Genomic DNA, 26,157 nt, shown 5'->3' with positions numbered 1-26,157 from the left:
CACCTACTTCCTAATTGATTAACCAAACGTATACAATAGTTCGCCCAAACGGTTATGGGTTTCTTTAGCATTCATAATGACCTCTACTGATGCAAATGCTGATTCTTTCGGATGAAACTGCTTCGAATTCTCCCTCATCTGTTGAAGTAGTTCACGATTGTTCAATAATCCTGATAAATGCTGAACTAAATTTTGATCGTTTACCGCTTGAACGGCAACCCCAGAATGAACGAGAAATTTTGCATTATCCTGTTCCTGACCAGGAATGGGTTTATAAAGAAGCATGGGCAATTCCATCGCAATCGCTTCAAAAGTAGTTACTCCTCCTGGCTTTGTGATCATCAGATCAGAAATGGCCATTAACTCATGCACGTAATCAATATAACCAGTGAGAAGAATATGATGTTTGGAATTCTTTAGCTTTTCTTGCAATTGCAGTCGAAGTTTTTCATTATGTCCACAAACAATAATTAATTGAATCGGTTTTGGTAATGCATCAATCTCCTGAATGGTGGAATTCCCATCCCCAATCATGCCACACCCGCCTCCCATCACTAATAAAGTAGGTATGTGGGGATCTAAACCGAATTTCTCATAAATCTCCTCTCGTCGATACGATTGAGAAAATGGCTGTCGAATCGGTATCCCTGTTTGAGTAATTTGATTCTCTTCCACGCCTAATGTGAGGAGTGAATCGCGGACAATACTTGAACCGACAAGATATTGGTCCGTAAAAGGATAAATCCAGCAGCTATGATCTGTATGGTCCGTTATGGTGGTGACGCTAGGAATATCGGTTAATCCTAAGGATTTTACCTTTGACATGACAGCTGCAGCCAAAGGAAATGTACTTACAACTACTGTTGGCTGTACTTCTTCAATCAATTTAAGCATCCGGCCGACTCCTGTCGATAAAATAGTCTTCATTACATTGGATAATTTGTTTACTTTTCTTGTTTTTTGATAAATATAGCCATAAAAACTAGGGAATTTTTTCACACCCTGGAGGTAAATGAAACGGCTAAACTGATTGGAATAAGGATGAACCCATTCCATAAAATCGAAAATCACAGGTTCTAATGATGGGTATCTTATTTGGATTGCATCATTTAGGGCTTGGGCTACTTGAATGTGGCCATCTCCGTAATTTCCAGTAAGGATTAAAATTTTTTCCTTATTCACTACCTTCATTTATCTCCACTCCTTTAAATTGTGTTATTTCTATCTATGACGTGCGTCATGAGCAAAAATGGTTAAATAGACAAAGTATTCTCGGTAACAGGTTTTAGGTTCCGTTTTGGTAATAACAACCATCCAGTCACGAGTTCTACGATTTTATATAAACCATTCACTAATAAAATCGAGGCAACTACATCCATAATCACATGTTGTTTTATAAACAATGTGGCAAGGATAATAGATGTTGAGAAACAAATGATGATCCAGTTGATCCACTTGTTTAACCGTGGATGGTTACGAACAGCTCGTATCATTAGATAGCTACTCATTACATGAATACTTGGAAAGCAGTTGTATGGTTGATCAATTTGATAAACATACTGCAACAGTTGTGAAAGAACATCATGCCCAATAATCTCAGGGCGTACAGGTCCCACTGTTTGATAAAAATAATAAATAAGAAAACAAGCTAGTAATCCCAAGTCAAAAACGAGAATCGTTTTAAAGGCAAGGGCAGGATCTTTAAAACAGAAATAGATCAATGTTATCGTTACGTAACCAACCCAAGCTACGTATGGAATCACAAACCATTTCACAACAGGAATGGCTTTATCTAAACTTGTAACAAGCGTATGAACACCGCGACTCGGTGTATTTAAATATGGATAAATCAACATAATCGCTGGTATACTTAGCAAAAAACAAAGCATGCCAACAATTTTCCATTTTTTATTCATCCCCGATTTCCTCCTCGGTCTCTCTGTATGTATGTTACAAAAAACTTCTTAAGGAAAAATACCATTCCTTCTGAAGATTTTCTTAATTGTTAAGGGAAATCTTCAGAAAATCTTCAGAAATTCTACTGTCTTTTCTTAAGAGGAAAAGAGTAAACTTTAGGCATTAGAAAGGAGCGGTTACAATGTCACAAGAAACCATTCTAATCATTGATGATGAAAAAGAAATACGAGATTTAATAGGGATCTATCTTATTAATGAGGGGTATAACGTTCTAAAAGCAGCAGATGGATTGGAGGGGTTAAAGTGCCTGGAAGAAAATACTGTTCATTTGGTCGTTTTAGACATCATGATGCCGCGGCTAGATGGAATTCAAGCATGTATGAAAATCAGAGAAAGCCGGAATGTTCCTATTATTATGCTATCTGCTAAATCGCAGGATATGGATAAGATTATGGGATTAACAACGGGAGCGGATGATTATGTCACGAAACCGTTTCAACCTTTGGAATTAGTGGCCAGAATAAAATCGCAGCTCCGCCGTTACCTTCGTTTTAATCAGATGGATGGAAATTCTCCCATAAATTCTAACCAACAATTGGATGTGATTTCGATAGATGACCTATTAATCAATATCTCTACTCATGAGGTCACAGTAGAAGGAAAAGACATAAAGTTAACACCAAGGGAATTTGCCATCTTAGAACTTTTGGCCCGGAATCCTGGCGTCGTGTTTAGTACGGAAAAAATCTACGAACGAGTTTGGAATGAACCATTTTATGAATCAGAAAACACTGTAATGGTTCACATTCGTAATCTTCGAGAGAAACTTGAAGATAACCCACGAACACCTAGGTTTATAAAGACCGTTTGGGGAGTTGGATATAAAATTGAACAATAAGAAACGATTTTTACCTTTCCTTCCGAGAGGTAATTATTTGGATAAACTTGTCCATCTTGTGAAAACAAGCTTGCGAATTCAAGTTATTTTAGCTTTTGCACTATGTATTCTAGCTTCCACTCTTGTTGGTTTAGTCGCAAGCCCTTTCTTTGTGAATGAAGATCGCAGACTTGATTTTACGGAAGGGGTTGTTTCCATTGATGAAAGTGCACGAGAGTTGGAAATAAAGTTCAGCCAGATGAATCAAGATATAAACGGCCTCGTAATCGAATTAGGAGATGAAGATCCTGCCTTTAAAAAGAAGTTTCTAAACCGTTCAGTTTCATTTAGAGGTGGAAATGAAAGATGGATAACGGTGCCAAACGGACCAGGATCGGTTTATCATTTAACAAGAATGGAATTAATCCAATATATAATCAATACACCTAACCAAAGAAACAATATCAATGCACTCATAACAAATTCATATGGAAAGGTCCTATATAAGTCCAAAGGAGTAAGTGAAACAGAGGTCGATCTTCAAAGTGTAGGGACAAATGCAAAAAAGACACTTGTCGGAAAAGACCATAATGACCATCCCACTGTTACAAGGCTATACCCGATAACCCTTGATGGAGGAAAGGACTATTTAATTGTCTTGGGAGTCCCTAAATCCACGGCTGTTTATATTAAAGAAACTGGTGTTACGCCTTATCTACTTGGACTTGTTACTTTTATCCTCTGTTTTTATTTGATTACCAAACGGAAAATGAAAGAAATTGAGGAAATCGCTTTAGGGTTAATGGAAATAGCAAAGGGAAATTTACATTATCGGATTCGGGAGAAAAGCAGCGATGAAGTGGGTTCGCTTGCAACCAATATCAATTACATGGCTTCTGAATTAGACGAAATGATTGAAAGACAGAGACAGACCGAAAAGTTAAAGGATGAGTTGATCACCAATGTTTCCCATGATTTACGGACGCCGCTAACTTCTATTATGGGGTATTTGAGACTTGTAAAAGACCATCAGTTCAACACCCAAGTACAATTAGAAGAATACATTGATATTGCCTACGGAAAATCCGAACAATTAAAAAAGTTAGTTGAGGATCTTTTTGACTTTACACGGTTAACGTATCAAGGTGTACAGCTTAAGAAAGAAAAAGTTAGTCTAAATCAAATGATTAGACAATTAATCGACGAACTTGATCCTATTGCAAACGATCGCCATGTTATGTTTAGCGTTGATCTCCCAAAAGAACAAATCTTGATGGATGTCGACCCGAATCAAATAGTGCGAGCATTGGAGAATGTGTTAACCAACGCAATTAAATATAGTACGCCCCATGGCGACATTCATGTGCAAATGTACAAAAACAAACATTCTGTCCAGATTTCTGTCTCAAACCCATGCGAATCTCTGTCTGAAGAAGAGGTTACCAGATTATTTGATCGCTTCTATCGAGTCGATACCTCTCGTTCTTCTAACAAGTCTGGAGCCGGATTAGGATTGGCCATTACAAAAAGTATCATCGAGCTGCATCATGGTACCATCCATGTCGATTATAAAAATCAAGTGATTCAACTAACCATAAATTTGCCCTTTCACGGGGCGAATTAGCTAAAGAGGGCCGTCAAGTATGACGGCCCTCTTTATAGCATTAAATTCAGTTCCAACTACTCATAATTGGCTGGCTGGTTTTTGCCTGGCCTGCATGGGATAACCCGTATATATCTTCTATCGTTCTTAATAAATTATAGTGATTAACATCTTCCTTGTATACTCCTGCTTTTACCATCGGCCCCACAAAGAAGGTTGGAATTATATTTTTGTTCGATCCCTCATCTTCATCCCAGGTAACAATCAAAAGGCTATTATGTGTTTTTGCCCATTGGACATACGGATCAATGTTATTTTTTAACCATTGATCGGCATCTTGGATGGTACCGTCATGCATATCATAATCAAGATTTGGAATGACAAATGAGACGGTTGGTAAGGTGGAAAAGTCCTTTGGGAAATTCTTAAATGGTTGATTAGACTCCTTAGGGACATTCGTAAAGTTTGTCCAAGGATTGTGCTTCCGGGCATACCCATTTCCGGCAGACTCCTTATCATAACCGACAGAAGGTTGTCCCTCTGAAAACCCCTTAAAGGAGTAATTTTTCTCGATTAATTCACTCGCTAAGTTAGCGGTCGAGAATTTAGATTTTGGCATCTTATCATCCGTTACTCCTTGAGTGGACCCCGAAAATAAAGCCAAATAATTGGGCTGGCTTGGATGTTGGATTGCATGATAATTGGTGAAATTCGCGCCCTGCTTCATTAATGAATTTATATAGGGTGCGGATGAGTTATGTTCAATCTGACTTTTAGAATGGTTTTCCTCCACAACGATTAAAATATGATCAATTTTCGGCAGGTTCGCTTTTTCTTCCTCTTTATGTACAGTCTTTTCTTGACTAGTTTGATTCTTTGGCTCATTTTGATTACAAGCACTCAATAACAGCATGATTCCAACAAATAAAAACTTCCAGCCCTTCCTCAATGAAATCTGCATCTCCTTTCAATTGTAAAAAAGAATAGTACCATGGTTCCTCTTATCTATATTCTACTATATACCCAAGCCGGCAATCCAAAACTAGCCTACCAAAATAAGATGATAATTACTTAACGAGACTATATTTTTTAAACAAAAAAGCTGAACCAATGGCTATTTTAAGCATTAGTACAGCTTCTTTATTTCTTTGATACGTATTGTTCTAACCTCGGATAAATCCACCTTCTGAATTTATAATTTGACCCGTTATCCATTTTGCTTCCTCACTAGCAAGAAAAGCGATGGTTTGTGCGACATCTTCCGGTAATCCAATCCGTCCCATAGGAAATTTAGGCAGTAGCTGCTCTCTTATTTCGTCCGTCATCCAAGTTGAATCTGTTGGTCCGGGGTTTACAGCATTCACCGTAATTCCTAACGGGGCAAGTTCTTGAGAAAGAGACCTGGTAAAGGCTGATATAGCACCTTTAGTTGCTGCATAAGCTAGCTCCCCAGGCATTGGTCCTAAATCTTGTCCCGATGTTAAATTAATGATTCTACCTGTATCTAAATCCGATTTTTCAAAACGGCGCGCAAATTCCACACAAAGTAAAAAAGTAGATCGCATATTGACGGCATAATGGTGATCAAGTGTTTGAGCATCAAGGTGTAAATACCCATCACTCTTTGAATGGGCCGCATTATTTATCAAGATGGAAGGAAACCTTACTTTCGTTTCCACTGAATCAAGGATCTCATAGGCAGCATTCGGGTTGGATAAGTCAATTTCTAAGCTTTCACAACGGACGCCCATATTCGTAATCGTTTGTTGGAATTCTTCAATCCAAGCAGGATCAGCTTTCCAATAAGTAAAGAAAATAGATAAACCCTGTGAAGCAAATTTTCTACAAATGGCAGTCCCTATATCTCGTGGACTACTTGCTCCAGTGACGAGTGCAATGTTATTAGGAACCTGTCTCTTACTCTCCATTAGAGCTGTCGAGTCTCCAATTTAAATCCTTCGACGATCACATCTTCATCGATTTCAATTAATAGACACCGTTTGCCATTGTAAGTAATATATTGCATATTTTTCAGTTCCTTCGGGCTAATCGATAGATCTGCCACCTTGGTATTAATCTTAATGGCTTTTGGAAGGATATTGGTGGCTTTAATTTCATGTTTTTCATCGTCTACCACACTTTTAAAGGCATGTTCTACCTTCGCAGTATCGACATCCTCCACCCCACTGATCTCTAGGATATGTTCAATATCCCGAGAATCCAACATAGGCGTTTCACTTTCATCGCGATCTTCACTTTCTTCGTACTCCTGGACAATCTTATCAATTTCTTCATAGACATTCGAAATGACCCTGGAATCCACTTCGTCACCCATCACAATCTTTAAGATTTGTTCGAAGCTGTCCTTATCCTCCACCGCGGTAATAATTTCTTCGCAGTTGAGAACCTGTTCGATAAAGGAATCATCTGGTTGATTCACTTTTCCGCCGTAATAGAGAATGTGGTTCACATCCGCCGCATTTTCATTAAAGGCAGGGAACAGAAAACCAGATAACGGAGCGGTTAAATTAATAATCGGATCAACGGCGTTATTCGATTTGAATTCTTTCTCGATATAATCAAACAGCAAAGCTTTTTTAGGCTGATCGGTTTTATTAAGACTGCAAAGGATAAACTCGCTGGAATAAACCTCATCATCCCCGCCCTGCTCCGATTCTAAATCTCGTTTTTTCGTTGCCATCCGGTATTCACCACGGATAAATGTAACCACGGTATCAAATTCATAGACAGCATGAGAGAACATTTTTTCGACGATTTGCAGCATGTTCTCTTGCCACTCATCCGGAGAATCTGTCCGTAAGCCTTCGAACAGGATGGTTTGTGTGCTGCCTTCTACATCCCGCCTGAATTTCAGTTCAAATAGTTTGGCATCCAGATGGCCAGAAAGAACTTTTTTAAAGTTTGTTAAAAACAATTCCTGTGCTTCGTGTTCTAGCATTTGAAATGGCTGGCTAATCTGGTGGTAGATTTCACCTGTTTCTTTTTTTACATAAACATTAAAGATTTCTTTAATTTGCAGAAGATAGTTGTCTAGTTTAAATTGTTTTCGGATATTAGCAATGTCTTTTTTATTCATTCGTTTCAACTCCCATTTCTGATTATACTGTTCGCTCGAGAAAATAGTAATACTTTATATTTTTTATTTTAATAGGAGAAGAACAAAAAAGGCTATTCAAAAAGTCTTTACGTAACTGACTTTTTGAATAGCCTATTTGACACTAATTTAAATTTATCTTTCGATATAACTCTTTATATAGTTGTTTGCTTAGATACCTCTGTTGTTGTCCATACGAGTGGAAACGGGTTGGTTATAATTGATTCCCGAATTGATTGGATCGTCTGATGTCACGTTTCCATCTGGAAGGTGTACGTTGACACCACCATCAAAATGGTTATCACCGACAAGGTTTTCACGTCGTTTAACAACAACCAGGATTTTCCCTTCTTTAACATAACCTTCATAACGATCCGCTTCTTCTTCAGGAATTCCCATTCCAATTAAAGCGCCAGCTAATCCGCCTGCTCCTGCTCCAACAGCTGCCCCAGTTAAGGTTGCGGCAATTGGTCCAGCAGCTAGAATCGGCCCGACACCGGGTATCGCAAGAGCTCCTACGCCTGCCAGCAAGCCGACAAGTCCGCCAAGTACACCGCCTGTGGCCGCACCGGCAGCAAGACCTTCTTCTGTCTTCGTACCAGTAGCATCATTAATTCCGTTTACTTCGTCTTTGTTTTTCCCGATTACCGAAATATCCTCAGGTGCATAACCCTGACGTTTTAAATCTTCGACTGCCTGGATGGCTTCATTTTCAGTATCGTACACTCCCACCAGGTGCTTTTCATGTTCATACATTGAAATTCCTCCTTTGGACGAGTAGTCCTTATTACAAATACCCGCATGGAGGAGGAATGAAACATTTGTTTATTCATCAAGACAAAAAATAAGAAAAAGCCCAAGAAGGCTTTTTCTCATTTTAAGCGATAGTTGTAGCTAACTTTTAATTAATAAAAGCAAGTTGCTCCAATGATGATTAACAAAATGAACAATACAACGATTAATGCAAAGCCGCCGCCGTAACCAAAGCCACCGCCGCCGTATCCGTAACCTCCGCAGCCGCAGCCGCCACCAAATCCACCAAATCCTCCGTAACCGAACATACATAAAACCCCTTTCTATTCGTATTTTTTAATTAATAAAATCCTCCGCCATATCCTCCGCCCATAAAGGACGCACCGATAATAATTAGAAGGATAAATAATACAACCACTAAGGCGAATCCTCCGCCATATCCTGCTCCATCCATATCAAAAACCTCCTTTGCAACTACTCCCTACAAAGTATGATGAAATTCAAAAGGTGTAAGGGCTCTTCCAAATGAAGTTTATTTGCCTTTTTGTATGAAAATACAGTGAATTCACGGATTGTTGCCCCACAATCTTCTTAAATTAAAGAAGGCCCATTTTACAAATGAGTAAATGGGCACATAATTTTATAGTTTAATAAAAAAATAATAAGAAGAAACAACTATAAGGATTAGGCAAATGATAATGATTGAAAATACAAGGGCTGCTTGGATGGCAGCTGGTACAAATGGAACCAATAACTGCAATAAACCTGTGATCACAAAGACCTTCCCGCCAAACCGGTGCGTTTTTTTCCAAACCTCCTCATTGGCTAAGGTCCACGGTGTTCGAATTCCAACGAAATAATTAGGTTTGAATTTGGGACTCAAGTTGCCAATAAAGATAAATAATATACCAACAAGTTCAGGAACGACGTATTTTGGGTTCACGATTCCTAATCCGCTTGTAATTTGCACCAACTGAACTAAGAAAAGAAAGAATAATATTCCATTCATAATTCGAAAATAGGGTCCTTGAAAGCGCTGGAAATTACTTTTCTTTGGATCAATTTTAGGTAATACAATTGTTAATAGATACAAAACGAACATGATTCCAGGGAATAGAAATAAACCAAAGGATTTATGATCAAAGTCATCTGGTACACCTTTATAGTTCCAATGCACGGCGATCTGTTCTGGTAAATACGGATAAGAAATAAACGTTACAATAATGCTCATTATTAAGACAGCCAATCCAAACCCATATTTTTTCATTTCAACTCCCCCTCTTCATCCTTTCTAAGAAAGTCCATAAACCACGTGACGACATCTTCAAATACCGTTGTATTGAGAGAATAGATCACTTGCTGGCCCTTTTTTTCCGAATCGACCAAATTTGCCTGTTTTAATAAATTCAAATGGTGCGAAATGCTAGGCTTGGTCATATTAAAATGCTCAGCGATTTCTCCAGCAGATAAGTCTTTCTTTTTTAGTAAGTGGAGAATTTTCCTTCTGCTTGGATCGGATAATGCCTTAAAAGCATCATTCATGTTAAAGCCTCTTTTCTTATTAAAAATCTCCATGATCCTTTATTAGGTATTTAGATAATTATCTAAATATAGAATATGCCTTGGATTAAAAAAGGTCAATATTTCCTGTTAACTATTCACGAAAAATTCTAATCATTATTTATAATTTAGGCTAAAAAACAAAAAAACGGCATACGGATATCCGTATACCATTAAGGGGTGAAAGGTCAGTTCCGGCCACGCACTTCTACCCTGCATAGTTTTCATTTTCTTCAATAATGGATACACCATGAATGGTTGCGTTTGTTTGTTGTGCTTGAATCTGATTCTTCGCATCTTCCTCACTTGCAGCATTTACATTTTTATAAAAAACGACCCCGCCTAACTCATATTCAACAGAGAAGGTCTTTTGTTTGGTTTGATCCATCGTTCCATCCTTCCTCCTTAAGAGATAATTTGACGAACAGTGCCTAATTCCGGTAAACCATTATCTAAGTTAATATAAATAGCCGTCTTAATTTTCCCCAGTTATCCCTGTGATTATGTTGCCACTTGAAAAGAATTACAATTAAATAAAATTCTTCATCTCTAAGAGCCACTTTCAATAGGCAAGGAAGAAGATGTTTGATCTATCCATTTTTTCAATTGAGGAATTGGGCAGGAAAAATGAATTTAGATGGAGAAACTTTAAACATTAGTGATTTTTAGGGGAGGTTTTAAAAAAAGCCCAAAATTTATTAGCTAAATAACATTCACAGGAGAAGAAAGCACATGAGAGTGAAAGACATAACAGTTAAGAAAAACCTATCTGTAGATGAATTAATCAAGTTTATTGAAACGGCCAATAAATTTGAAAGTAATATAAAAATTAAAAGAGCGAATTTCACGGTCGATGCCAAAAGTATTATTGGTGTCCTAACCATCGTAAGGGCCGGAATTGACGTAACCATCACGACTAAAGGTGATGACGATGAGGAAGCATTGAAGGCAATTATCAATTTGTTGCTATAAAAAAGGCACTACCAACTCAAGGCAATATCTATGTAACAACGAGGCAGAGTAATTAAATAGCAGAGGATTCAAAGATGAATCAACTCTGCTATTTTTTAATAGGAGGAAAAATTCCCTGTTGAGAGATCACGACTTGACTTTAATATCCATTAAGATACTTTCGGATGCAGATCATTCGATTTCCGTCTTTTCCTTAAAATTCGTTTTTCTAGATAGTAAGTTGGAATAATAATCGCTGCCCAAATCGCAAAGTAGTTAAGAACGACAAGGAATGGACTGCTGCTGCCCCCATGTCCTTCTTTTCCTCCTCTTCCATCATGCTCGAACTTTTCCCCTTGAAAATCTCCATTAGGTGGATTTTGGTTAATTGTTCCTGTGCCCCCATTAGTGGATGATTGGCTATTTTGCTGTATTGGTGCCTTATTGAAATCCCCCATGCTTGTAGTAGCAGTTGACGCAAACCACTGAATACCACCAGCTAAAATGGCAAGAGACAGGATTACTGACGCAAGAACACCCTTCCTAAGTTTGCCTTCCTTCGACTTGAACGCTCTTTTACAAATACTCATGATCCATTGCCAATGAACCCCGATATGAAGTCCTACTAGCGCAAGTGTAGCATCAGCTGACAGTCCATGGATACCGCGTATCGAATGTCCCCCTTGAATGGCAAGGCTTGGAAAAACAACTCTGGAAATGAGAATACCCGTTACAATGACAGTTGCCATCGAAATTAATAGCAGGATATTTAACAGAAAACTAAATCGAGTTTTTTTAGGGAGTTTCGGGTCAAAAATCTTTTTGGTAGTAGTAATCACCCAGCGAAAGTTTAATCCGATGTGGAAGAGAATAGCTACTCCTATGATCACACCCGCAATTTCATGAAAGGGTAATCCATTTAATACTCTTGGATTCATTAGTAACACAAATGTGATCGCCATCATTAAATCAAGTACAATCTTTGTATAATTTTTCTTCAAAAAAATTCCCCCATATAAATAAATAACCTAACTGTTTCAGATTTTAGGGGGAAAAGCTTAAGAAAAGCTTAACTTATCGTTATAAACTGATATTTATTTTTGAAAATAATTTTGTTACTATCCCCTTTACTATATAAATAATAGGTTCGGGCTTTTTCTAAGAGACAAAAAAGAAGCCTTTTGGCTCCCTCTAGATTAATTAGCTGGTTGTTTGACGGCTTTTACTTCGTATTTCCCAACTTCTGTATTTAAAATATAGTCTGGCTTTGGCTTACCGAGGTTTGCTTTATGGTTTGCGATATGAACATCACTCTTTTCCCATTGTTTCCAGTATTCCTCTGTTTCCCAGCGAATCATGACGACGACTTCCTCTTCCCCTTTTCGGACCTTTTTCTCCATGACGGTTAAATCAATAAATCCTTCCTGTTCTTCAATAATCCCTTTTCCAGCAAACTGCTTGATTACTTGTTCGGCATATCCTTCTGCCACGGTTACTTTACGTAATTGAACGAACATACATACATCCCCTATCTTTTTATTTATTAGCGAAGAAGGACAAAAATCAGTCCTCTTTTTCCTCACTGCTATCTTGAGAATCTGTATCAGGTACTGAAGCTATTGCTTCTTCCGGATGATTAGGTTCTGTTTTCGCTGCTTCTTCTTCGTGAAGTTCAAATAATTGCATAAATTCGTTAATGACCATTTCAAGAGCTTTTAATTCGCCGATTAGGATGGGCTTAATCGATTGAAATTCTGGAGCATCGAGTTGACTCTTTAAAGTAGATCGTTTTAAATTCATCATCTCTAAAAAGGCAATTGCTCTACCGCGTCGGAACGTTTTTGCACCACGATGGTGATGGTGATGATCATGGTCTTTTCGATGATGTTTTCCTCTAGGATGGAAGTCTTTAGTAGGATCCTTAAATTCTTCGTCTTTCATAAAAGCAGCTCCCTTCGGTGTATACAATCGTATACACAAGTTATATTTATAATGTATACGATTGTATACATTAAGTCAATTGAATTCTCAAAAAATTTTGGATAATTTCTTATTTCGATCATTTCAACTGAATGAGAAAAAAAGCTGCCAGCAACTGGCAGCTCAACCTCAATCTTCTTGGATTAGGATACTTTTTTGATTTGGATCGCTTTTCCTTCTTTGCGCCACTTTTTAAATTCAGCGGTTGCTGTAAACAGGACATCAGTTGAAGAGTTTAAGGCCGTTTCAAAAGAATCCTGTAACACACCGATAATAAAACCGACTCCTACTACTTGCATGGCAACATCGGCTGGAATTCCAAATAAGCTGCATGCCAGTGGTATTAATAATAGTGAACCGCCAGCAACCCCTGAAGCACCGCAAGCACATACAGCAGATAAAACGCTAAGAATGATCGCTGTAGGAATGTCTACATGGATGTGTAATGTATGAACCGCGGCAAGTGTCAGAACAGAAATCGTAACTGCTGCCCCGGCCATATTAATCGTTGCTCCTAATGGAATTGATACCGAATAAGAATCTTTATCCAATTGCAGGTCTTCACATAATCGCATATTGACGGGAATGTTGGCAGCCGAACTGCGGGTAAAGAATGCGGTAATGGCACTTTCCTTCAAACATTTAAATACAAGTGGATAGGGATTCTGATGAATGTTCACAAACACGATAATGGGATTGACTACAAAAGCAACAAAGAGCATACAGCCAATCAATACAGCCAGTAATTTACCATAGCTTACTAACGATCCGATTCCATTTGTAGTAATCGACTCGATTACCAACCCCATAATCCCAAATGGTGCGAATTTGATGACCCAGGTCACCATCTTGGATACTGCATCTGAAAAGTTAACAATCAATGTTTTTGTCGTGTCAGAGGCATTTTTTAATGCCATTCCAAGAAGGACTGCCCAAGCTAAAATACCGATATAGTTGGCATTGTAGATCGCTTTAACAGGGTTATCCACTACGTTCAACAATAATGTTTTGAGAACTTCGACAACACCGCCAGGAGCAGTAACATCCTCCGCACCCTTTGCAAGGGAGATACTGACAGGAAAGATAAAACTGACAATCACGGCAATGAATCCAGCTAAAAAGGTTCCTAAAAGGTATAGGATAATAATGGATTTCATGTTCGTTTGGTGACCTTTTTTGTGTTGCGCGATGGCTGACATAACTAAGAAGAGTACCAGTACGGGTGCTATTGCTTTAAGGGCACCTACAAATAAAGAACCAAGGATTGTAATGGGTTTTGCTGTTTCTGGAATGGTTACGGCTAGAATGATACCGATAATTAAACCGATAATAATTTGCTTGACCAAACTAATTTGATTCCATTTTTTGACGACAGTTTTCAAAGATTGTTCCCCCTAGTTGTAGTTTATTTTTCATCAGTCCTTTGTCCATAACTCTCTATATATCGGCCTACCTCACTAGTGTGACATTACCTAATGAAGTAAGAAACTGAACAATATATCATTATTAAGTCATAATTGTTCGTGTTTTTTAAATCTATCTTTTTTATTATTATAAAGAATATACAGTTATATTACAATATCATTATTGCTTTTTATTGTTTTGGATAGTATATTTTTATGAAACATGTAGTAAAACACGAACGTTCGGAAATAGATTAAAGTCAAATAATAGGTGGTTTACTGAATGTGGGGGAATAATCTACTTAGGAAAGGAAACCCACCTTAGCTTCAACAAAAAGGTGGGTTTCCTTATTTGATAGACAATCCTAACTTCCTGAATCTAACCATGTATAAAATCCTAACCCTTTAAAAATGGGCAAACAAAAAACAGCACAAAGGATGTGCTGCTCGAAAGACTTCTTCAAAAAACTTGACTTAAGCGAAATTTTTTCCATTTAAGTAATAAGCAGACTCCAAGAAAATAGTAAAGGCAACTTCTAATTCAGAAATGCCTATGGATTGGAGCTGTTTCGTGATGATACCAGCAAATTGGTCTTGAATTTCCTGACCTCGGTCAAACCATTTTACCTCGATAAAAGGAAATCCTTCGACCTCATTTTGATTAAATACGAAGGTAGAATGGATGATTTCTAAGGTGAAATTGTCCGTTTCACACTGACAAAGGTGGGCTAATTCCAAAACTAGCGAGGAACTGATTTTTTTGACTTCATCTACTGAAATCCCTTTAAAAATTATTTGTGGCATACTATTTCCTCCAGAAGCTTGTATAGATGTAAGCAGCTTTAATCTATCACCCTTGCTACGGCATGTCCGCATTTTTTGCATTGACCGCGCAATACGATGCCGTGAGGCGAGCCTTCAACCGTATATTTTTCGATTGTAACTGCTTCCGAACAAGATCCACACCAAACATTTTTTTCCAGCATTCTACGAGTTTCTTCAGGGATTGATAGCCATTTTTTATTGGCACTAAAGGAAATGACATCTTTATCATTTTTCATTGTCACAACTCCTTTTCTACTTTAGACACTTGACTCAATAGTAAAATCTTGTTGTCGCTTTTTTTATTTAATCATTTTCGCTGCTTAAAGTAAAAGAAAAAACGCTAAACTCAATGTGAGTCTAGCGTTTTTAGTTCGTCCTATGTAATAGTCCACACAATTTCACTAGTTATGGCTGCTGCGTTCCCGCCCTGACCTGTTCCTAGTGTCCTTGTTGGACTATGACTCCGCAGGTAGGACTCGAACCTACGACCGATCGGTTAACAGCCGATAGCTCTACCACTGAGCTACTGCGGAATAAACTAAGTTATTTTGCTTATGCAAAAAATTCTGGTGCCGGCTAGAGGACTTGAACCCCCAACCTACTGATTACAAGTCAGTTGCTCTACCAATTGAGCTAAACCGGCCAAATTTGAGATATAATAAGTTTAAACACGATGGATAGTAAACGTCATCCTGACCTCAGAATGCTTATGCAAGCAGCAGCTCGGTCAGTATGCTGTAGGCTATTCAGGAAGCCTATTCGGTCGTGCTCTACCAATTGAGCTAAACCGGCAACTTTTTGCGTCATGAATATATTATACAAATTACCCAAAATCTAATCAAGATATTTTTTAAAAAAATTAGTGGAAATGACGGGAGTTGAACCCGTGTGCAAAGATATTGCCACTTATACTTCTACGAGTGTAGTCAGCAGTTTTAAGTTCACTCACTTCTTTAGCCCACTGACAGGCATGGAAGCAGCTAGTCTGGTTATTCTCTTCCCTTCATCCTCAGACAGCGGATTCTGGCGTAGTCCACTTAAAAATGAGTCCCTTACCATACCACATGGACGATGGATGGAGGAACCGCTATCGGCTGTTATTAAGCAGCGAAAGCGAAGTTGTTGTTTTGTTTGCCAGTTATCGGCTTTATCGTTTTTACGAGGCCGAATCCCTCGACTCGCCATATAAGCTCAAACTATCCCTGTCGATACCATGACATTCCCATATAAAATGGCAGAGAAGAAGGGATTTGAACCCTCGCGCCGGTTACCCGACCTACACCCTTAGCAGGGGCGCCTCTTCAGCCACTTGAGTACTTCTCTGTGAAAAAAAGATTATTGTTAACAACTTACATGAAAAACTATAACATCTCCCCCATTTGGAAGCTAGCTGTAAATTTTGGTAGTCCGAAAATCCTGGTGTTGTGATTTTTTTGTCGAAACTGCATGGAAAATCCAGAATCTCGCTCTTTTGGCTCTTCCTTGTCCGATGCTGACTCAAGTTCGGACGCAACCTCGCTCTTTCAGCTCTTCCCTGTCTGAAGTTGGTTTGACTTCGGACACCATCTCGCTCTTTTGGCTCTTCCTTGTCTGAAGTTGGCTCGACTTCGGACACCACCGTTCTTATATATGAAGAAATTGTTGTTTTGTTCTGAGCGCAAATCTGCACATCATTATTTTCACTATATCGATCTCCGTTAGGATTAATTGTTGTTTTGCTGTTGCTAGATTTCCTATCATATTGTAATCTTAAGTTTGTGTGAATTTATTACTTCTGCTTGAATTATAGATCTTCGGATACTATACTTCCTTATGCAGAAGATCGCATTTTTTGTATAATTTTAGAGGAAATTGTATTTTTAATGCAAAATACATAACAACATTATAAGGGAAGAAGGAAAAACATGAGCGAACATATCATAGCCTTTATTTTAGGAATTGTAGAAGGGTTAACAGAGTTTTTACCTGTATCCTCTACAGGGCACTTAATTTTAGTAGGTCATTTGTTAGGATTTACGGGGGAAAAGGCAAATACCTTTGAGGTCATTATCCAACTTGGTTCCATGCTAGCTATTTTGGTCCTGTATTGGAAAAGATTCTTGTCTTTATTAAATTTCAGCACAATTGGAAAACCAAAAAAGAAACTAGACGTCATACATATAATATTAGGGGTCTTCCCTGCTGCATTAGTTGGTTTAGTGTTGCATGACTTTATCAAAACTCAATTATTTTCACCCAATGTTGTAGTGATCAGCCTCATTGCTGGTGCACTATTAATGATCTTTGCAGAAAAAAAACATGGCAACTTCACTTCTAACACAGTAGATGAATTAAGTTATAAGCAAGCGTTAATCATTGGATTATTTCAATGCTTAGCGGTCATCCCTGGTTTTTCTCGTGCTGGTTCCACTATTTCAGGAGGATTACTCGCAAGGGCTAATCATAAAACGTCGGCCGAATTTTCCTTTTTAGTCGCCCTTCCTATTATGGTGGGTGCAACAGGATTGGACTTTGTTAAGAGTTTACCGTTCTTGCATTCAAGCGACATTCCGATGTTCGCGATTGGCTTTATCACTGCCTTTGTGGTGGCGTTGTTAGTAGCCATTGTATTCATTAAATTGATCGAAAAAATTGGTTTAACCATTTTCGCTTATTACCGCATTGTGTTGTCAGCCCTATTCATTATCTTTGTTATCCTCTAGGAATTAATAAAATAAGAAAAGTAAGCCTGTAATTGTTAATGAGTCAGAATTAACGATTACAGGCTTCTTTTATACCTAGCGCATGATAAATAAGTACTATATCAAGAATCGAATATTTTAAATTGGTTAGAATGACTTATACAGAGTAATTTGTAAAAGGATGTTAGTATGGTAGGTCTCCTCATCGCACTTATTATTTTTAATGGAATCGCACTCAAAATCAAAAAACGGCTATCTCTAATCCAAATGTACCATATTTGGACATTTACGATTGCCTTTCAAACCGTCTTTGATGTTTATATTGATTTTAAATATCACGGATATTGGTATTTTTCAAAAGGTGTGGACTGGAAATCATTCATTGCAATCTTTTTAGTACCACCGGTAAATGTTGTCTATTTAAATTTCTTTCCTTATAAGAAGGCACTAAGGAAGAAAATTCTCTATCTCACTAGTTGGGAAATTGTTTTATTACTTTACGAGGCAATTACGTTACTTCCTGAACCATGGGGCTTTTTTCATTATGGCTGGTGGACATTATGGCATTCGCTAATCATCAATCCCATTCTACTGATGATTTTGTTAGGATATTATAAATGGATGGTGAAATTAGAAAAAAGGTCAACCCTTGCCAATGAATTTAAGTATTAATTGAAACGGTTTGCAGACAAGGACAAAAGTGCGGTTTCATTGAATCCTTTAACGATGAGCCATACGGCTAGGATCATTTCATTCGCTGCCACTGGCAGCGCCAATATACCACCCCAAACAGAAATTTGTTCAATTACACCAAACATTACTAACAAGGCACATACAAATACACAAGTTGCTCCTGTCATACCCAAGATGGATATAAACCTTGGAACCAGCTTGGTTTTATAAAAAATATAACTGTACATTATGGTATTGATACCCAGCATGAAAAGTGGGCCCAGCATAAACGTCCAGTCGTGGATCGCTTTTAAGACGATACCTGAAGCTTGAAATGAGGCCGGATCCGGGGCTCCTGCTGCGACAAATTCCCGGCTTAAGGTCAATAGAGACAGTACACTGATTACCCCCACCGTAATGATAATCGCTTCAAGAAACCGGAAGCAAACATGCCATAGAGCGATTGTTTCATTATATTTTCTTAAAATGGGAAACATGGTAGTGGAAGTCCCAATAGCTGATACGACAAGAATTAACTCCATAACCGCACCAAGTACCACCTGATTGGCGTGTTTGGCGCCATTCATCAGGTAATCAGGGCCTTTTAGGATAGGATTATATAAATTAAGGCCTACTACCGCCGTAATGGCTGCAAGGATAAACAGTGCTCCTACGATCTTTGCTGCTTTTTGATTTGAATTCATACCCTCTCTCCCCTTCTTTTCGTAAATTGCTCTACTATTTAGTGTTCTCCCCGTAGAAGAATACCTGTTCCAACGGCAAGTCAAAGGCGTGCGCAATTCGAAAGGCGAGTTCTAGAGATGGGGAGTAGTTCCCTTTTTCGAGCGCCACAATGGTTTGTCTTGTTACCCCTACCTTGTCAGCTAACTGCTGCTGGGTCATTTCATCCTGGTTGAATCGTAATTTTCGAATATGATTGCCGACAAGTTTTTTGCCCATCTTAAACTCCTTTCCGATAATGATAAAGTTTGGTAACGGATCCAGTCACATCAGAAATGAATCCAAAAATAATCAGGATCATGAACATCACTTGTGACGGCTGAACGATGATCAGCGATCCCATTGCAAGAAGAAAGCCGACAATAAATACAAAAAAAGAGTTTCTGTGAGCCTTCAATTCTATTAACTTATCCAGTTCATCTGCAAAGGTCGGGAGCTTTTCTTGGGTCGTCATTCTAAAGATAATGTTAAAAATAATGCTGATAATGATATGCGCGATGATTGAATACAACGTTAGTTTGAGGACGAAAGAACCCCAAAAGTGAAAGGTTTCTGTCGACTCTAATCCCCCTTCGGGCAGCCGCGGGTACATGTATGAGCAATAAGCAGCGAAAATGAGGATAGCGCTGATCAACGTTACGATGCTCTTCTTTTCTTGATACGTCATAGTGTACACTCCCTGTAAGGTCACTTATACATCGTGTAAAGTATGATATGCATGATGTAAAGTAAAGTATACATAAAGGTATGAAAACCTAACCTTTTTTATTCGGAAAAGTTACAATAACGAATGTCACGAAAATAGTAAACTATTGAAACAGAACTGAAACATTACTTTGGTATTATTTTATTATCGTAAAACAAAGGAGTTTTAATAGTGAAAAAATCCCTGGTAACGATTTCAACCTCTCTTATGTTGCTTTTTGGAATTAGTAGTGGTGCTTCTGCCTCCTCTAATACATATACCGTAAAAAAAGGCGATTCTCTTTCGAAAATTGCCAAAACTTATCATATTACTGTCAGTAATTTAAAACAATGGAACCATCTGTCATCAGATCTCATTAAAGTAAATCAAAGTTTAAAAATAGTAAATCCTGGAACAACCGTGAAAAGTTCACCTGTTAAGACTACGCCAGTGAAGACTACTCCTGTGAAGGCAATTAAACAAATCACAGTCAGTGCTTCTGCTTACACGTTAAACTTTGCCCGTTGCACAGGTATAACAGCTACCGGGATCAACTTGAAGAAAAATCCCAATCAAAAGGTAATCTCCGTTGATCCGAAAGTCATTAAGCTAGGTTCAAAGGTGTATGTCCCTGGTTATGGGTATGCAATTGCAGCAGATACTGGTGGTGCCATTAAAGGAAATAAAATTGATGTGTTTATTCCTTCTCAAAAAGCAGCCATCCAGTGGGGCCGAAAAACAGTAAAAATACAAATTTTGAACTAAGCAGCTTCTCTTCGTCAAAATGTTTTGTCTTCATGATGAATATAAAACAGCGAAACTCGTCACAAGTTGGCGAGTTTTTTTCTACTCAGATGTAAAAAAGTGGCGGCTTGGGACATGGTAAAATTCACCCAGCCCGAACTTCATGCTTTACCTTCCCCCTCTATTCCTTACTTCCCATGTAAATCCATATTATTTGGCAATATATGTCTAACGGCTCCAAGTTATTAGATTGGGCATAATACGTTTAAATACAGTAGAAAGAGGGATATGATGAGGCTAAGAAATGGAGATTTTTATACAAATGTTTTTACCAATAAGGTATATAGGTTAAATGAAGATATCGATAGCAGCTGGTACTTGAGTTTGCGAGATGAAGAAGGTAATCATGAAACAGAAAAAATAGCTGGGCGTGATATGATTAGATTAGTGGAAGGTAGTTATCGAAAAAGCTAACTAACAAAACTACCTCCTTCTTGCCAAAGCACCTATAAGATTTTTTATTGGGAATAGGAAAAACTTAAAACAATTTTAAGATGGTCCAAGGAAAACGCCGCCTTTATGTCGAATATATGGAGATAAAGGAGTTATCCAATGAATAAAGTTGAGTTATTAAAAAAATTACTAAATAGTAGTCAAGGTAATATGTTTTCAGTAGAGATCTCTACTACACTAGAAAATGAAAAAGAGATTCAAGAATTGATTAGCGTATTAGAAACAGAAAAAAGAATTAAATTAAGAGAGTATTTACAAAAAGAAAACACAGTTTATATACAGGGTATCATTAAGTATGCATCCGATTAATCGGATGCTTTTTTTCGGGTGAATCGCCACCGCAATCCTTAAGGGATACAGTATACCTTCTACTAACAGACAGAAATTCATGCTGATAGCAAAAAAGCTCTTACTGCTAAATGCAGAAGAACTTTCATGTGGTTTACAATTGGTTCTTTTTTCTGATTAATTCATCCCGATCGGATGCCATGGGTGGCTGTTCCAACCATCGATTTTTTATCATGATATTAGCTCCATCTTCAGAATACATCTGAACTTCTAAGGATAGCCTGTTATACAATGAACTAAGATCGCCTCTAGGACTTAGACTAACAGCTGTACCGTAATAGCCAACACTCAAAGCAATCAATCCGCTTGTAAAGAACATCATCAGCTTATCGGAAAAAGTATAGGCCGTACTATTGGTGATTTCTGAATCCCACCCCATCGGTGCAGGAAGTTTACATTCCTCAAGCTTCCCTCTAAATAATTTAATATGTTTATTCCCAACTTCTAAACCCTTTAAAAAGAATTGTTTTACATCCTTATCCTTGGCAACCTGACTAAAACCAGTAAGTGCCGCTACTCCCAAAGAATTTCTTTGTAGATTTGCAAATAAATGATCGACTTCGGCTGCCACTAATGGTCTTTTTTCTCCGATCACATCTAACATAAACCATTGTTTTTTGACAAATTGAACCTTTTCCAAATTAGGCAGGTTCGGAGATCGGATAAACAATCCTTTGGTCAATAGTAAATCAGTTGCTTTATCATATAATTGCATGGTTTCTGTAAGGCAATCCATGTAATAGGATTTAATATCACTTCTGACAGATGTTCCAACACTACCAGCATAGGTTGTAAGTCCAACCTTAGACATGTGCTGTAAAAAATTGAGAACAAAACTGTCGGAATAAAGCCGAGGAGCAGTTAAATCAACATCCTCCTTTATACTAAAACCATTTGGAACTACATTTTTTTCCTCTGTTAGTATGGATGTAATCTTTTGAATATGTGACGTTGATAATTCTAGAGCAAATTCAATTAGAGGCTTAATTTCAACATCCTCAGCTTTTTCTAAAAAATATGAAAGAATACATATGCTTGAGCTATCATTTAAGTATTGAAGCCAGAGTTGACCAATCTCACCCGCTGTCAGCCTAATCTGCTTTTCTTTTTCCAACATAAATAACCTCCACAAAAATCTCCTAAAACTACCTTCCCCATAAATTACCTTTAGTATGTATTAGTTGACTTAAATCACTCAAAATTTAAAAAAATGGACAATATATTAATGTTTCTTCCGTTTACAGAGAATTTATGACTGATCGTAGTTTAGAAATATAATTGACATGACACCCTTTGGTGTTATAATAAAAGACGAAACCAAAAGGTGTTATAATCTTACGTTCTTTAGGAGGCAATCGAAATGGACAAGCAAGGACAAGAAAAGTTTTTAACTTTTATTTTACAAAGGGTTCAAGAAGGCAAAGAGGATGAAGCAAAAGAAATACTTACCGAAAACTTCAGAAAACAATCGGAAGGCACTTTTTCACAAGAAGATATTCAAGTGTTTATCCCTAAGATGATTAGTCTATTAAAACCTGAAAAACTAGAGGAAGTACAAGCCGTTGTGAAGCAATTTTCTGGAGATTTCGGGAATAAATAGTGTCAACCAATCCTAGTAAAAACTTTCAACTCGTAAAAGACCTTTAGTGGAAGACCATGATTAGTTAAGTTATAAGAGAACCGAGACAGTGTTAAAACGATCTCGGTTCTCTTATTTTGTTTTTAGTCCTTTTTTCAACTGTCACGTTAGCAGATCCAAACTACACTATATGTTAAAATTACCTTTCGTTTCCCTTAGCAGAATCAAAATATTTAATTTATCTATTACTCCTCTATGGATCCATTTTCACGGCAATGGCCATATTACGTAAATATTCTAATAAGGGACGCACTTCTTTCGGAGCTGTTAGATCCGTACACGAAAAAGCCAATTTTTCCATTCCATTTTCTATTTTTACTAAATAGGTAAAAGCATCTGCTCCTGTACGTGAAACATTAGCCTTAGTCATGGATTTCATTTCCAGCATTTTGGATTCCTTAAGTAAGTCCAACAATTTCTCCGCTTTTTCATCAGGCAGCTCCTGAATTTCACATTCAAACATTAAGCTGAGGTTGGCGATTCCCCCTGTACAACTAAATTGAATGTACATATTTAAGCCTCCATTTCAACCAACCAATCAGATTAATAAGGTAATCCAACTGTATTAAAAGCAGTTTTTACTGTCTTGGCTGCTGTGGCAGGAACCACTCCGCTGTCAGCAAGTTTTTGTGCTGCGGTCTCAACCATGTCCACAAATTGATTGAAATTTGCTGTTGCATATAAGCTTTGTATCGCATGATACCAGATCAACGCTGCTTGATCCGTTCCGATTTCCATTGAAACAAGATAGAAGACCTTATTTGGTATGCCGCTGTTGATATGGACTCCATTATTATCGTCTTCTCCCTGGTAATAGTTTTTCATGTGGTCAGGCTGCAGATCCTTCCCCATTAATTTATTATCAAACGCAGTTCCCGGGGCTTTCATTGAACGGAGGGCTTGTCCTTTTAATGATGGACCCATAATATCTGCACCAATCAGCCAATCCGCATCTTGTGCTGTTTGTTTTAAATAGTTCTGCTTAATGGCAATTCCAAATACATCTGAGATATGCTCATTTAACGCTCCAGACTGGCCTGCATACTCTAAGCCATTCGTAAACTGTGTGACACCGTGTGTCAATTCATGTCCAATAACATCGAGAGCATTCGTAAAGTTAATAAAAATCTCCCCATCTCCATCTCCAAATACCATTTCATCGCCATCCCAAAAGGCATTCATAAAATTATGCCCGTAATGAACGTTTAGAACAAGATCAAGTCCATTATTATCAATCGAATTGCGCAAAAATACGTTCAGGTAGTAATCGCGCACAATCCCTGCATAATCGTATGCATGATTCACCGCAGAATCCTGAGTAGATGAACGGTCTCCTTCTTTCCTAACCTCCATCGCTCTCAGTTTTGTTCCGCCTTTACAGTCATATACATGACGTGCGGATTCTGAATATGGTCTATATACCTCATTTGTGAGATCCACAATACCCGTAATATCGAATTCCTTTATTTTTCTGCGTACTCTTACCTGGCGGCTTTTGGATAAACTAATCCGTGCTTCTTCTATATTGTTTTTGGCCAAATTTTCAAGAATATAGCTAGGAATGATAAAACATTGACAATTATTCTGTGAACAGCGCTTTGATTTCATATTTTCCCGCCCTTTCATAAAACATTTTTTATAAAAATCATTCGCTTTCTATGGAGCGCAGTTTCTGTGTGGGCTCTTCTTATTTTTTCCTTTTTAACTACCCCATGTTTTTATGATAAAAACCTGCAGATCTATGGATAAAAATTTTATATTTTTTTAATTAATCTATGAAAATCGTATTGAAAGTGTTTTTTCGCCTTGTTTTTCTGATTAATAAGTGGAGTTAGCTGTGAAATTGCTTTCCGAATAAATGACTTACTTTAACAAACAATACCACTAAAAGGTGGTGGCAGAATGAACAAGGATAACCATACTCCTCAAGAATTTCAAAATGACTTAAAAGGGGATTTAACGGGGAGAGCTAATCAGAAGGACGTAAGCAATGTATCAGAAAATGACCAATATACAGACAGCTCTGTTATTATTGGAGGAGGCGACCCAAATCTTTCGCCAGATGCAGGAAAACCTTTAATTTAAGATTGGGCGTGGAGAAGTCTCCATCATGACGGAGAAATCCACGCCTTTTTATTTTTAAAAAATTTCAACCAGTTTCTTCTTTCCAGCGAATAACAAACCCATATTTAATTTAATTAAAGTGAAATCCTCTCCACCCATCGTTGGGTTTTCAAAAAAGACAGCATTCTCACCAAAAGCCTCTTTTACAGCCACCTTTTGGGTCAGCCTCCTGCTTTTTTAAAAGTATTTGGCCTAGGACTAATATAGTCTATCCCTGAATTCGCTCCTGGTGGGTATAAACATTGAAGCCTCTTCTCCTTATAAAACCAACTGCCGTAATACCAAGATCCTCTGCAAGACTTAAGGCAAGGTTTGTCGGAGCAGATTTAGACAAAATGATCCCTACACCAATCTTGGCTGCTTTAAGCAGGACTTCTGAAGATATTCTTCCGCTAAAAGCAAGGATTTTATCCTTTAAGGAAATCTTATGAATCAGGCAGTATCCAAAAAGTTTATCTAACGCATTATGCCGGCCAATATCCGTCCTTGAAATCACGATTCCGTCCTTGGTACATAAGGCGGCATTATGGACCCCACCCGTTTCTTGAAACTCTACTGAACTCTCCTGCAGCTGCGTCATTAATTGATGGCAATGTTCTGGTGTAATCGTTAACTTCGTCAAAATGGTCTTAGCGGTCATCACATCATTATGAAAATAAAATTGCCGTCCCTTTCCACAACAGGAACCAATGAATCTCTTGGAATGGAAATTTTTTTGGTTCGATTGCTTTTTGACTAGTTCCACATACGCGAAGCCCTTCCCTTCATCAATTTGAATAGAAAGGATGTCTTGAAAAACGCGAATCACACCCTCCGAAGCCAGGAAGCCCACCACCAATTCTTTTAATTTAGATGGAGTACAAACCATAGTAGCAAACTCTTCTCCATCAAGAATAATGGTTAATGCCGATTCCACGGCAATGTTATCCTCCTCTTCGATAAAGGTAAGTCCATTATATTTAACAATGTGTTGAGAAGTTGTGATTTCATTTAACACAGTCTTCACCCCTCTCATCGCTTTAAAAT

General features: G+C 37.9%; 35 protein-coding genes, 3 tRNA genes and 2 other RNA genes. 10 read left to right on the top strand and 30 right to left on the bottom strand.

Annotated features, from left to right (window positions below):
• Window positions 1–18 precede the first annotated feature (18 nt).
• Window positions 19–1,191: an MGDG synthase family glycosyltransferase gene (locus L1999_RS14955; RefSeq protein ID WP_235739283.1), complete on the bottom strand. Its 1,173-nt coding sequence runs from the start codon at window positions 1,189–1,191 to the stop codon at window positions 19–21.
• 62 nt (window positions 1,192–1,253) lie between these two features.
• Window positions 1,254–1,916 carry a phosphatase PAP2 family protein gene (locus tag L1999_RS14950; RefSeq protein ID WP_235739282.1) on the bottom strand — a complete coding sequence of 221 codons (663 nt, stop codon included), beginning with the start codon at window positions 1,914–1,916 and terminating at the stop codon, window positions 1,254–1,256.
• Window positions 1,917–2,098: 182 nt separating this feature from the next.
• Between L1999_RS14950 and L1999_RS14945 the strand changes: the two genes are divergently transcribed.
• Complete coding sequence (locus L1999_RS14945) at window positions 2,099–2,815, top strand: response regulator transcription factor (RefSeq protein WP_235739281.1); 717 nt, start codon at window positions 2,099–2,101, stop codon at window positions 2,813–2,815.
• A gap of 37 nt (window positions 2,816–2,852) precedes the next feature.
• Complete coding sequence (locus tag L1999_RS14940) at window positions 2,853–4,418, top strand: HAMP domain-containing sensor histidine kinase (protein ID WP_235739280.1); 1,566 nt, start codon at window positions 2,853–2,855, stop codon at window positions 4,416–4,418.
• A gap of 46 nt (window positions 4,419–4,464) precedes the next feature.
• Here the strand turns inward: L1999_RS14940 and L1999_RS14935 are convergent, their stop codons facing one another.
• From L1999_RS14935 to L1999_RS14895, 9 genes are all read right to left on the bottom strand, one after another.
• Complete coding sequence (locus L1999_RS14935; RefSeq protein ID WP_235739279.1) at window positions 4,465–5,346, bottom strand: alkaline phosphatase family protein; 882 nt, start codon at window positions 5,344–5,346, stop codon at window positions 4,465–4,467.
• A 214-nt stretch (window positions 5,347–5,560) separates the two neighbouring features.
• Window positions 5,561–6,325, bottom strand: coding sequence for an SDR family oxidoreductase (locus L1999_RS14930; RefSeq protein ID WP_235739278.1), 765 nt, complete (start codon window positions 6,323–6,325; stop codon window positions 5,561–5,563).
• Window positions 6,325–7,494 carry a DUF4317 domain-containing protein gene (locus L1999_RS14925; protein WP_235739277.1) on the bottom strand — a complete coding sequence of 390 codons (1,170 nt, stop codon included), beginning with the start codon at window positions 7,492–7,494 and terminating at the stop codon, window positions 6,325–6,327. Before L1999_RS14925 ends, L1999_RS14930 begins: the two co-directional genes overlap by 1 nt.
• Before the next feature lie 189 nt (window positions 7,495–7,683).
• Window positions 7,684–8,268, bottom strand: coding sequence for a YflT domain-containing protein (locus L1999_RS14920; RefSeq protein WP_235739276.1), 585 nt, complete (start codon window positions 8,266–8,268; stop codon window positions 7,684–7,686).
• A 149-nt stretch (window positions 8,269–8,417) separates the two neighbouring features.
• Complete coding sequence (locus tag L1999_RS14915; RefSeq protein WP_215042534.1) at window positions 8,418–8,573, bottom strand: YjcZ family sporulation protein; 156 nt, start codon at window positions 8,571–8,573, stop codon at window positions 8,418–8,420.
• Between the two features lie 32 nt (window positions 8,574–8,605).
• Complete coding sequence (locus tag L1999_RS14910) at window positions 8,606–8,719, bottom strand: YjcZ family sporulation protein (protein WP_215042535.1); 114 nt, start codon at window positions 8,717–8,719, stop codon at window positions 8,606–8,608.
• A 186-nt stretch (window positions 8,720–8,905) separates the two neighbouring features.
• Window positions 8,906–9,532, bottom strand: coding sequence for an SdpI family protein (locus tag L1999_RS14905; RefSeq protein WP_235739275.1), 627 nt, complete (start codon window positions 9,530–9,532; stop codon window positions 8,906–8,908).
• Window positions 9,529–9,807 (bottom strand): autorepressor SdpR family transcription factor, encoded by a 279-nt coding sequence (locus tag L1999_RS14900; RefSeq protein ID WP_235739274.1) that lies wholly within the window; start codon window positions 9,805–9,807, stop codon window positions 9,529–9,531. The genes L1999_RS14905 and L1999_RS14900 overlap by 4 nt, the downstream gene beginning before the upstream one ends.
• Before the next feature lie 226 nt (window positions 9,808–10,033).
• Window positions 10,034–10,213: a hypothetical protein gene (locus L1999_RS14895; protein WP_235739273.1), complete on the bottom strand. Its 180-nt coding sequence runs from the start codon at window positions 10,211–10,213 to the stop codon at window positions 10,034–10,036.
• A gap of 344 nt (window positions 10,214–10,557) precedes the next feature.
• Here L1999_RS14895 and L1999_RS14890 point away from each other — a divergent pair, with 344 nt between their 5' ends.
• On the top strand, window positions 10,558–10,797 hold the full coding sequence (locus L1999_RS14890) for an HPr family phosphocarrier protein (RefSeq protein WP_235739272.1): 240 nt from the start codon (window positions 10,558–10,560) through the stop codon (window positions 10,795–10,797).
• A gap of 149 nt (window positions 10,798–10,946) precedes the next feature.
• On the opposite strand, the gene L1999_RS14885 is transcribed toward L1999_RS14890, so the two are convergent.
• From L1999_RS14885 to L1999_RS14835, 11 genes are all read right to left on the bottom strand, one after another.
• Complete coding sequence (locus tag L1999_RS14885; protein WP_235739271.1) at window positions 10,947–11,777, bottom strand: DUF4405 domain-containing protein; 831 nt, start codon at window positions 11,775–11,777, stop codon at window positions 10,947–10,949.
• Window positions 11,778–11,972: 195 nt separating this feature from the next.
• Window positions 11,973–12,293, bottom strand: coding sequence for an antibiotic biosynthesis monooxygenase family protein (locus L1999_RS14880; RefSeq protein WP_235739270.1), 321 nt, complete (start codon window positions 12,291–12,293; stop codon window positions 11,973–11,975).
• A gap of 46 nt (window positions 12,294–12,339) precedes the next feature.
• Window positions 12,340–12,717, bottom strand: coding sequence for a hypothetical protein (locus L1999_RS14875; protein ID WP_235739269.1), 378 nt, complete (start codon window positions 12,715–12,717; stop codon window positions 12,340–12,342).
• 182 nt (window positions 12,718–12,899) lie between these two features.
• On the bottom strand, window positions 12,900–14,138 hold the full coding sequence (gene sstT, locus L1999_RS14870) for a serine/threonine transporter SstT (RefSeq protein WP_235739268.1): 1,239 nt from the start codon (window positions 14,136–14,138) through the stop codon (window positions 12,900–12,902).
• A 495-nt stretch (window positions 14,139–14,633) separates the two neighbouring features.
• The gene (locus tag L1999_RS14865) at window positions 14,634–14,963 is read right to left on the bottom strand and encodes a DUF1904 family protein (RefSeq protein WP_235739267.1); all 330 of its coding nucleotides are present in this window, start codon (window positions 14,961–14,963) and stop codon (window positions 14,634–14,636) included.
• A 38-nt stretch (window positions 14,964–15,001) separates the two neighbouring features.
• Window positions 15,002–15,220 (bottom strand): hypothetical protein, encoded by a 219-nt coding sequence (locus tag L1999_RS14860; protein ID WP_235739266.1) that lies wholly within the window; start codon window positions 15,218–15,220, stop codon window positions 15,002–15,004.
• Between the two features lie 141 nt (window positions 15,221–15,361).
• Window positions 15,362–15,446: signal recognition particle sRNA small type (ffs, locus tag L1999_RS14855), an RNA gene on the bottom strand.
• Window positions 15,446–15,517: transfer RNA gene (locus tag L1999_RS14850), tRNA-Asn, on the bottom strand. The genes ffs and L1999_RS14850 overlap by 1 nt, the downstream gene beginning before the upstream one ends.
• A 34-nt stretch (window positions 15,518–15,551) precedes the next feature.
• Window positions 15,552–15,627, bottom strand: a tRNA-Thr gene (locus L1999_RS14845).
• Window positions 15,628–15,844: 217 nt separating this feature from the next.
• Window positions 15,845–16,208: a transfer-messenger RNA gene (ssrA, locus tag L1999_RS14840) on the bottom strand.
• 8 nt (window positions 16,209–16,216) lie between these two features.
• Window positions 16,217–16,307: transfer RNA gene (locus tag L1999_RS14835), tRNA-Ser, on the bottom strand.
• Window positions 16,308–16,888: 581 nt separating this feature from the next.
• On the opposite strand from L1999_RS14835, the gene bacA reads away from it, so the two are divergent.
• The gene (gene bacA / locus L1999_RS14830; protein WP_235739265.1) at window positions 16,889–17,686 is read left to right on the top strand and encodes an undecaprenyl-diphosphate phosphatase; all 798 of its coding nucleotides are present in this window, start codon (window positions 16,889–16,891) and stop codon (window positions 17,684–17,686) included.
• 168 nt (window positions 17,687–17,854) lie between these two features.
• Window positions 17,855–18,337: a hypothetical protein gene (locus tag L1999_RS14825; RefSeq protein ID WP_235739264.1), complete on the top strand. Its 483-nt coding sequence runs from the start codon at window positions 17,855–17,857 to the stop codon at window positions 18,335–18,337.
• On the opposite strand, the gene L1999_RS14820 is transcribed toward L1999_RS14825, so the two are convergent.
• The 3 genes from L1999_RS14820 to L1999_RS14810 are packed head-to-tail and all read right to left on the bottom strand — an operon-like array spanning window position 18,334 to window position 19,745.
• A complete protein-coding gene (locus L1999_RS14820; RefSeq protein ID WP_235739263.1) occupies window positions 18,334–19,041 on the bottom strand; it encodes a DUF4386 domain-containing protein in 708 nt (235 codons plus the stop codon). The genes L1999_RS14825 and L1999_RS14820 overlap by 4 nt on opposite strands.
• Before the next feature lie 34 nt (window positions 19,042–19,075).
• The gene (locus L1999_RS14815; RefSeq protein WP_235739262.1) at window positions 19,076–19,297 is read right to left on the bottom strand and encodes a helix-turn-helix transcriptional regulator; all 222 of its coding nucleotides are present in this window, start codon (window positions 19,295–19,297) and stop codon (window positions 19,076–19,078) included.
• Between the two features lies 1 nt (window position 19,298).
• The gene (locus L1999_RS14810; RefSeq protein ID WP_235739261.1) at window positions 19,299–19,745 is read right to left on the bottom strand and encodes a hypothetical protein; all 447 of its coding nucleotides are present in this window, start codon (window positions 19,743–19,745) and stop codon (window positions 19,299–19,301) included.
• Window positions 19,746–19,955: 210 nt separating this feature from the next.
• Between L1999_RS14810 and L1999_RS14805 the strand changes: the two genes are divergently transcribed.
• From L1999_RS14805 to L1999_RS14795, 3 genes are all read left to right on the top strand, one after another.
• On the top strand, window positions 19,956–20,528 hold the full coding sequence (locus L1999_RS14805) for a 3D domain-containing protein (RefSeq protein ID WP_235739260.1): 573 nt from the start codon (window positions 19,956–19,958) through the stop codon (window positions 20,526–20,528).
• A 267-nt stretch (window positions 20,529–20,795) separates the two neighbouring features.
• Window positions 20,796–20,981, top strand: a complete 186-nt coding sequence (locus tag L1999_RS14800) for a hypothetical protein (protein ID WP_235739259.1) — start codon at window positions 20,796–20,798, stop codon at window positions 20,979–20,981.
• Window positions 20,982–21,119: 138 nt separating this feature from the next.
• The gene (locus tag L1999_RS14795) at window positions 21,120–21,329 is read left to right on the top strand and encodes a hypothetical protein (protein ID WP_235739258.1); all 210 of its coding nucleotides are present in this window, start codon (window positions 21,120–21,122) and stop codon (window positions 21,327–21,329) included.
• 133 nt (window positions 21,330–21,462) lie between these two features.
• On the opposite strand, the gene L1999_RS14790 is transcribed toward L1999_RS14795, so the two are convergent.
• On the bottom strand, window positions 21,463–22,485 hold the full coding sequence (locus L1999_RS14790) for a DUF3231 family protein (protein WP_235739257.1): 1,023 nt from the start codon (window positions 22,483–22,485) through the stop codon (window positions 21,463–21,465).
• A 243-nt stretch (window positions 22,486–22,728) separates the two neighbouring features.
• Between L1999_RS14790 and L1999_RS14785 the strand changes: the two genes are divergently transcribed.
• Window positions 22,729–22,968, top strand: coding sequence for a hypothetical protein (locus L1999_RS14785; RefSeq protein WP_235739256.1), 240 nt, complete (start codon window positions 22,729–22,731; stop codon window positions 22,966–22,968).
• 232 nt (window positions 22,969–23,200) lie between these two features.
• Here the strand turns inward: L1999_RS14785 and L1999_RS14780 are convergent, their stop codons facing one another.
• Both L1999_RS14780 and L1999_RS14775 read right to left on the bottom strand, forming a co-directional pair.
• Entirely contained in the window at window positions 23,201–23,518 is a 318-nt protein-coding gene (locus L1999_RS14780) for a protealysin inhibitor emfourin (RefSeq protein WP_235739255.1), read from the bottom strand.
• A 32-nt stretch (window positions 23,519–23,550) separates the two neighbouring features.
• Complete coding sequence (locus tag L1999_RS14775; RefSeq protein ID WP_235739254.1) at window positions 23,551–24,615, bottom strand: M4 family metallopeptidase; 1,065 nt, start codon at window positions 24,613–24,615, stop codon at window positions 23,551–23,553.
• Between the two features lie 294 nt (window positions 24,616–24,909).
• Between L1999_RS14775 and L1999_RS14770 the strand changes: the two genes are divergently transcribed.
• Window positions 24,910–25,092, top strand: coding sequence for a hypothetical protein (locus tag L1999_RS14770; protein WP_235739253.1), 183 nt, complete (start codon window positions 24,910–24,912; stop codon window positions 25,090–25,092).
• 54 nt (window positions 25,093–25,146) lie between these two features.
• Here L1999_RS14770 and L1999_RS14765 read toward each other — a convergent pair whose 3' ends face one another.
• Entirely contained in the window at window positions 25,147–25,284 is a 138-nt protein-coding gene (locus L1999_RS14765; RefSeq protein WP_235739252.1) for a hypothetical protein, read from the bottom strand.
• Window positions 25,285–25,339: 55 nt separating this feature from the next.
• Window positions 25,340–26,128 (bottom strand): formate dehydrogenase accessory sulfurtransferase FdhD, encoded by a 789-nt coding sequence (fdhD, locus tag L1999_RS14760; RefSeq protein WP_235739251.1) that lies wholly within the window; start codon window positions 26,126–26,128, stop codon window positions 25,340–25,342.
• Between the last annotated feature and the right edge of the window lie 29 nt (window positions 26,129–26,157).

It is taken from the genome of Neobacillus drentensis, assembly GCF_021560175.1.
GTDB classification, from domain to species: domain Bacteria; phylum Bacillota; class Bacilli; order Bacillales; family Cytobacillaceae; genus Neobacillus; species Neobacillus drentensis_A.
Note: the sequence above shows the minus strand (reverse complement) of the source record. Positions and strands in the feature narration are given on the sequence as shown.

Coding starts and splice junctions, on each gene's coding strand:
- L1999_RS14955 (WP_235739283.1), bottom strand. CDS start 1,191: ATGAAGGTAGTGAATAAGGAAAAAATTTTAATCCTTACTGGAAATTAC.
- L1999_RS14950 (WP_235739282.1), bottom strand. CDS start 1,916: ATGAATAAAAAATGGAAAATTGTTGGCATGCTTTGTTTTTTGCTAAGT.
- L1999_RS14945 (WP_235739281.1), top strand. CDS start 2,099: ATGTCACAAGAAACCATTCTAATCATTGATGATGAAAAAGAAATACGA.
- L1999_RS14930 (WP_235739278.1), bottom strand. CDS start 6,325: ATGGAGAGTAAGAGACAGGTTCCTAATAACATTGCACTCGTCACTGGA.
- L1999_RS14925 (WP_235739277.1), bottom strand. CDS start 7,494: ATGAATAAAAAAGACATTGCTAATATCCGAAAACAATTTAAACTAGAC.
- L1999_RS14920 (WP_235739276.1), bottom strand. CDS start 8,268: ATGTATGAACATGAAAAGCACCTGGTGGGAGTGTACGATACTGAAAAT.
- L1999_RS14915 (WP_215042534.1), bottom strand. CDS start 8,573: ATGTTCGGTTACGGAGGATTTGGTGGATTTGGTGGCGGCTGCGGCTGC.
- L1999_RS14910 (WP_215042535.1), bottom strand. CDS start 8,719: ATGGATGGAGCAGGATATGGCGGAGGATTCGCCTTAGTGGTTGTATTA.
- L1999_RS14905 (WP_235739275.1), bottom strand. CDS start 9,532: ATGAAAAAATATGGGTTTGGATTGGCTGTCTTAATAATGAGCATTATT.
- L1999_RS14900 (WP_235739274.1), bottom strand. CDS start 9,807: ATGAATGATGCTTTTAAGGCATTATCCGATCCAAGCAGAAGGAAAATT.
- L1999_RS14895 (WP_235739273.1), bottom strand. CDS start 10,213: ATGGATCAAACCAAACAAAAGACCTTCTCTGTTGAATATGAGTTAGGC.
- L1999_RS14890 (WP_235739272.1), top strand. CDS start 10,558: ATGAGAGTGAAAGACATAACAGTTAAGAAAAACCTATCTGTAGATGAA.
- L1999_RS14880 (WP_235739270.1), bottom strand. CDS start 12,293: ATGTTCGTTCAATTACGTAAAGTAACCGTGGCAGAAGGATATGCCGAA.
- L1999_RS14875 (WP_235739269.1), bottom strand. CDS start 12,717: ATGAAAGACGAAGAATTTAAGGATCCTACTAAAGACTTCCATCCTAGA.
- L1999_RS14865 (WP_235739267.1), bottom strand. CDS start 14,963: ATGCCACAAATAATTTTTAAAGGGATTTCAGTAGATGAAGTCAAAAAA.
- L1999_RS14860 (WP_235739266.1), bottom strand. CDS start 15,220: ATGAAAAATGATAAAGATGTCATTTCCTTTAGTGCCAATAAAAAATGG.
- bacA (WP_235739265.1), top strand. CDS start 16,889: ATGAGCGAACATATCATAGCCTTTATTTTAGGAATTGTAGAAGGGTTA.
- L1999_RS14825 (WP_235739264.1), top strand. CDS start 17,855: ATGGTAGGTCTCCTCATCGCACTTATTATTTTTAATGGAATCGCACTC.
- L1999_RS14820 (WP_235739263.1), bottom strand. CDS start 19,041: ATGAATTCAAATCAAAAAGCAGCAAAGATCGTAGGAGCACTGTTTATC.
- L1999_RS14815 (WP_235739262.1), bottom strand. CDS start 19,297: ATGGGCAAAAAACTTGTCGGCAATCATATTCGAAAATTACGATTCAAC.
- L1999_RS14810 (WP_235739261.1), bottom strand. CDS start 19,745: ATGACGTATCAAGAAAAGAAGAGCATCGTAACGTTGATCAGCGCTATC.
- L1999_RS14800 (WP_235739259.1), top strand. CDS start 20,796: ATGATGAGGCTAAGAAATGGAGATTTTTATACAAATGTTTTTACCAAT.
- L1999_RS14795 (WP_235739258.1), top strand. CDS start 21,120: ATGAATAAAGTTGAGTTATTAAAAAAATTACTAAATAGTAGTCAAGGT.
- L1999_RS14790 (WP_235739257.1), bottom strand. CDS start 22,485: ATGTTGGAAAAAGAAAAGCAGATTAGGCTGACAGCGGGTGAGATTGGT.
- L1999_RS14785 (WP_235739256.1), top strand. CDS start 22,729: ATGGACAAGCAAGGACAAGAAAAGTTTTTAACTTTTATTTTACAAAGG.
- L1999_RS14780 (WP_235739255.1), bottom strand. CDS start 23,518: ATGTACATTCAATTTAGTTGTACAGGGGGAATCGCCAACCTCAGCTTA.
- L1999_RS14775 (WP_235739254.1), bottom strand. CDS start 24,615: ATGAAATCAAAGCGCTGTTCACAGAATAATTGTCAATGTTTTATCATT.
- L1999_RS14770 (WP_235739253.1), top strand. CDS start 24,910: ATGAACAAGGATAACCATACTCCTCAAGAATTTCAAAATGACTTAAAA.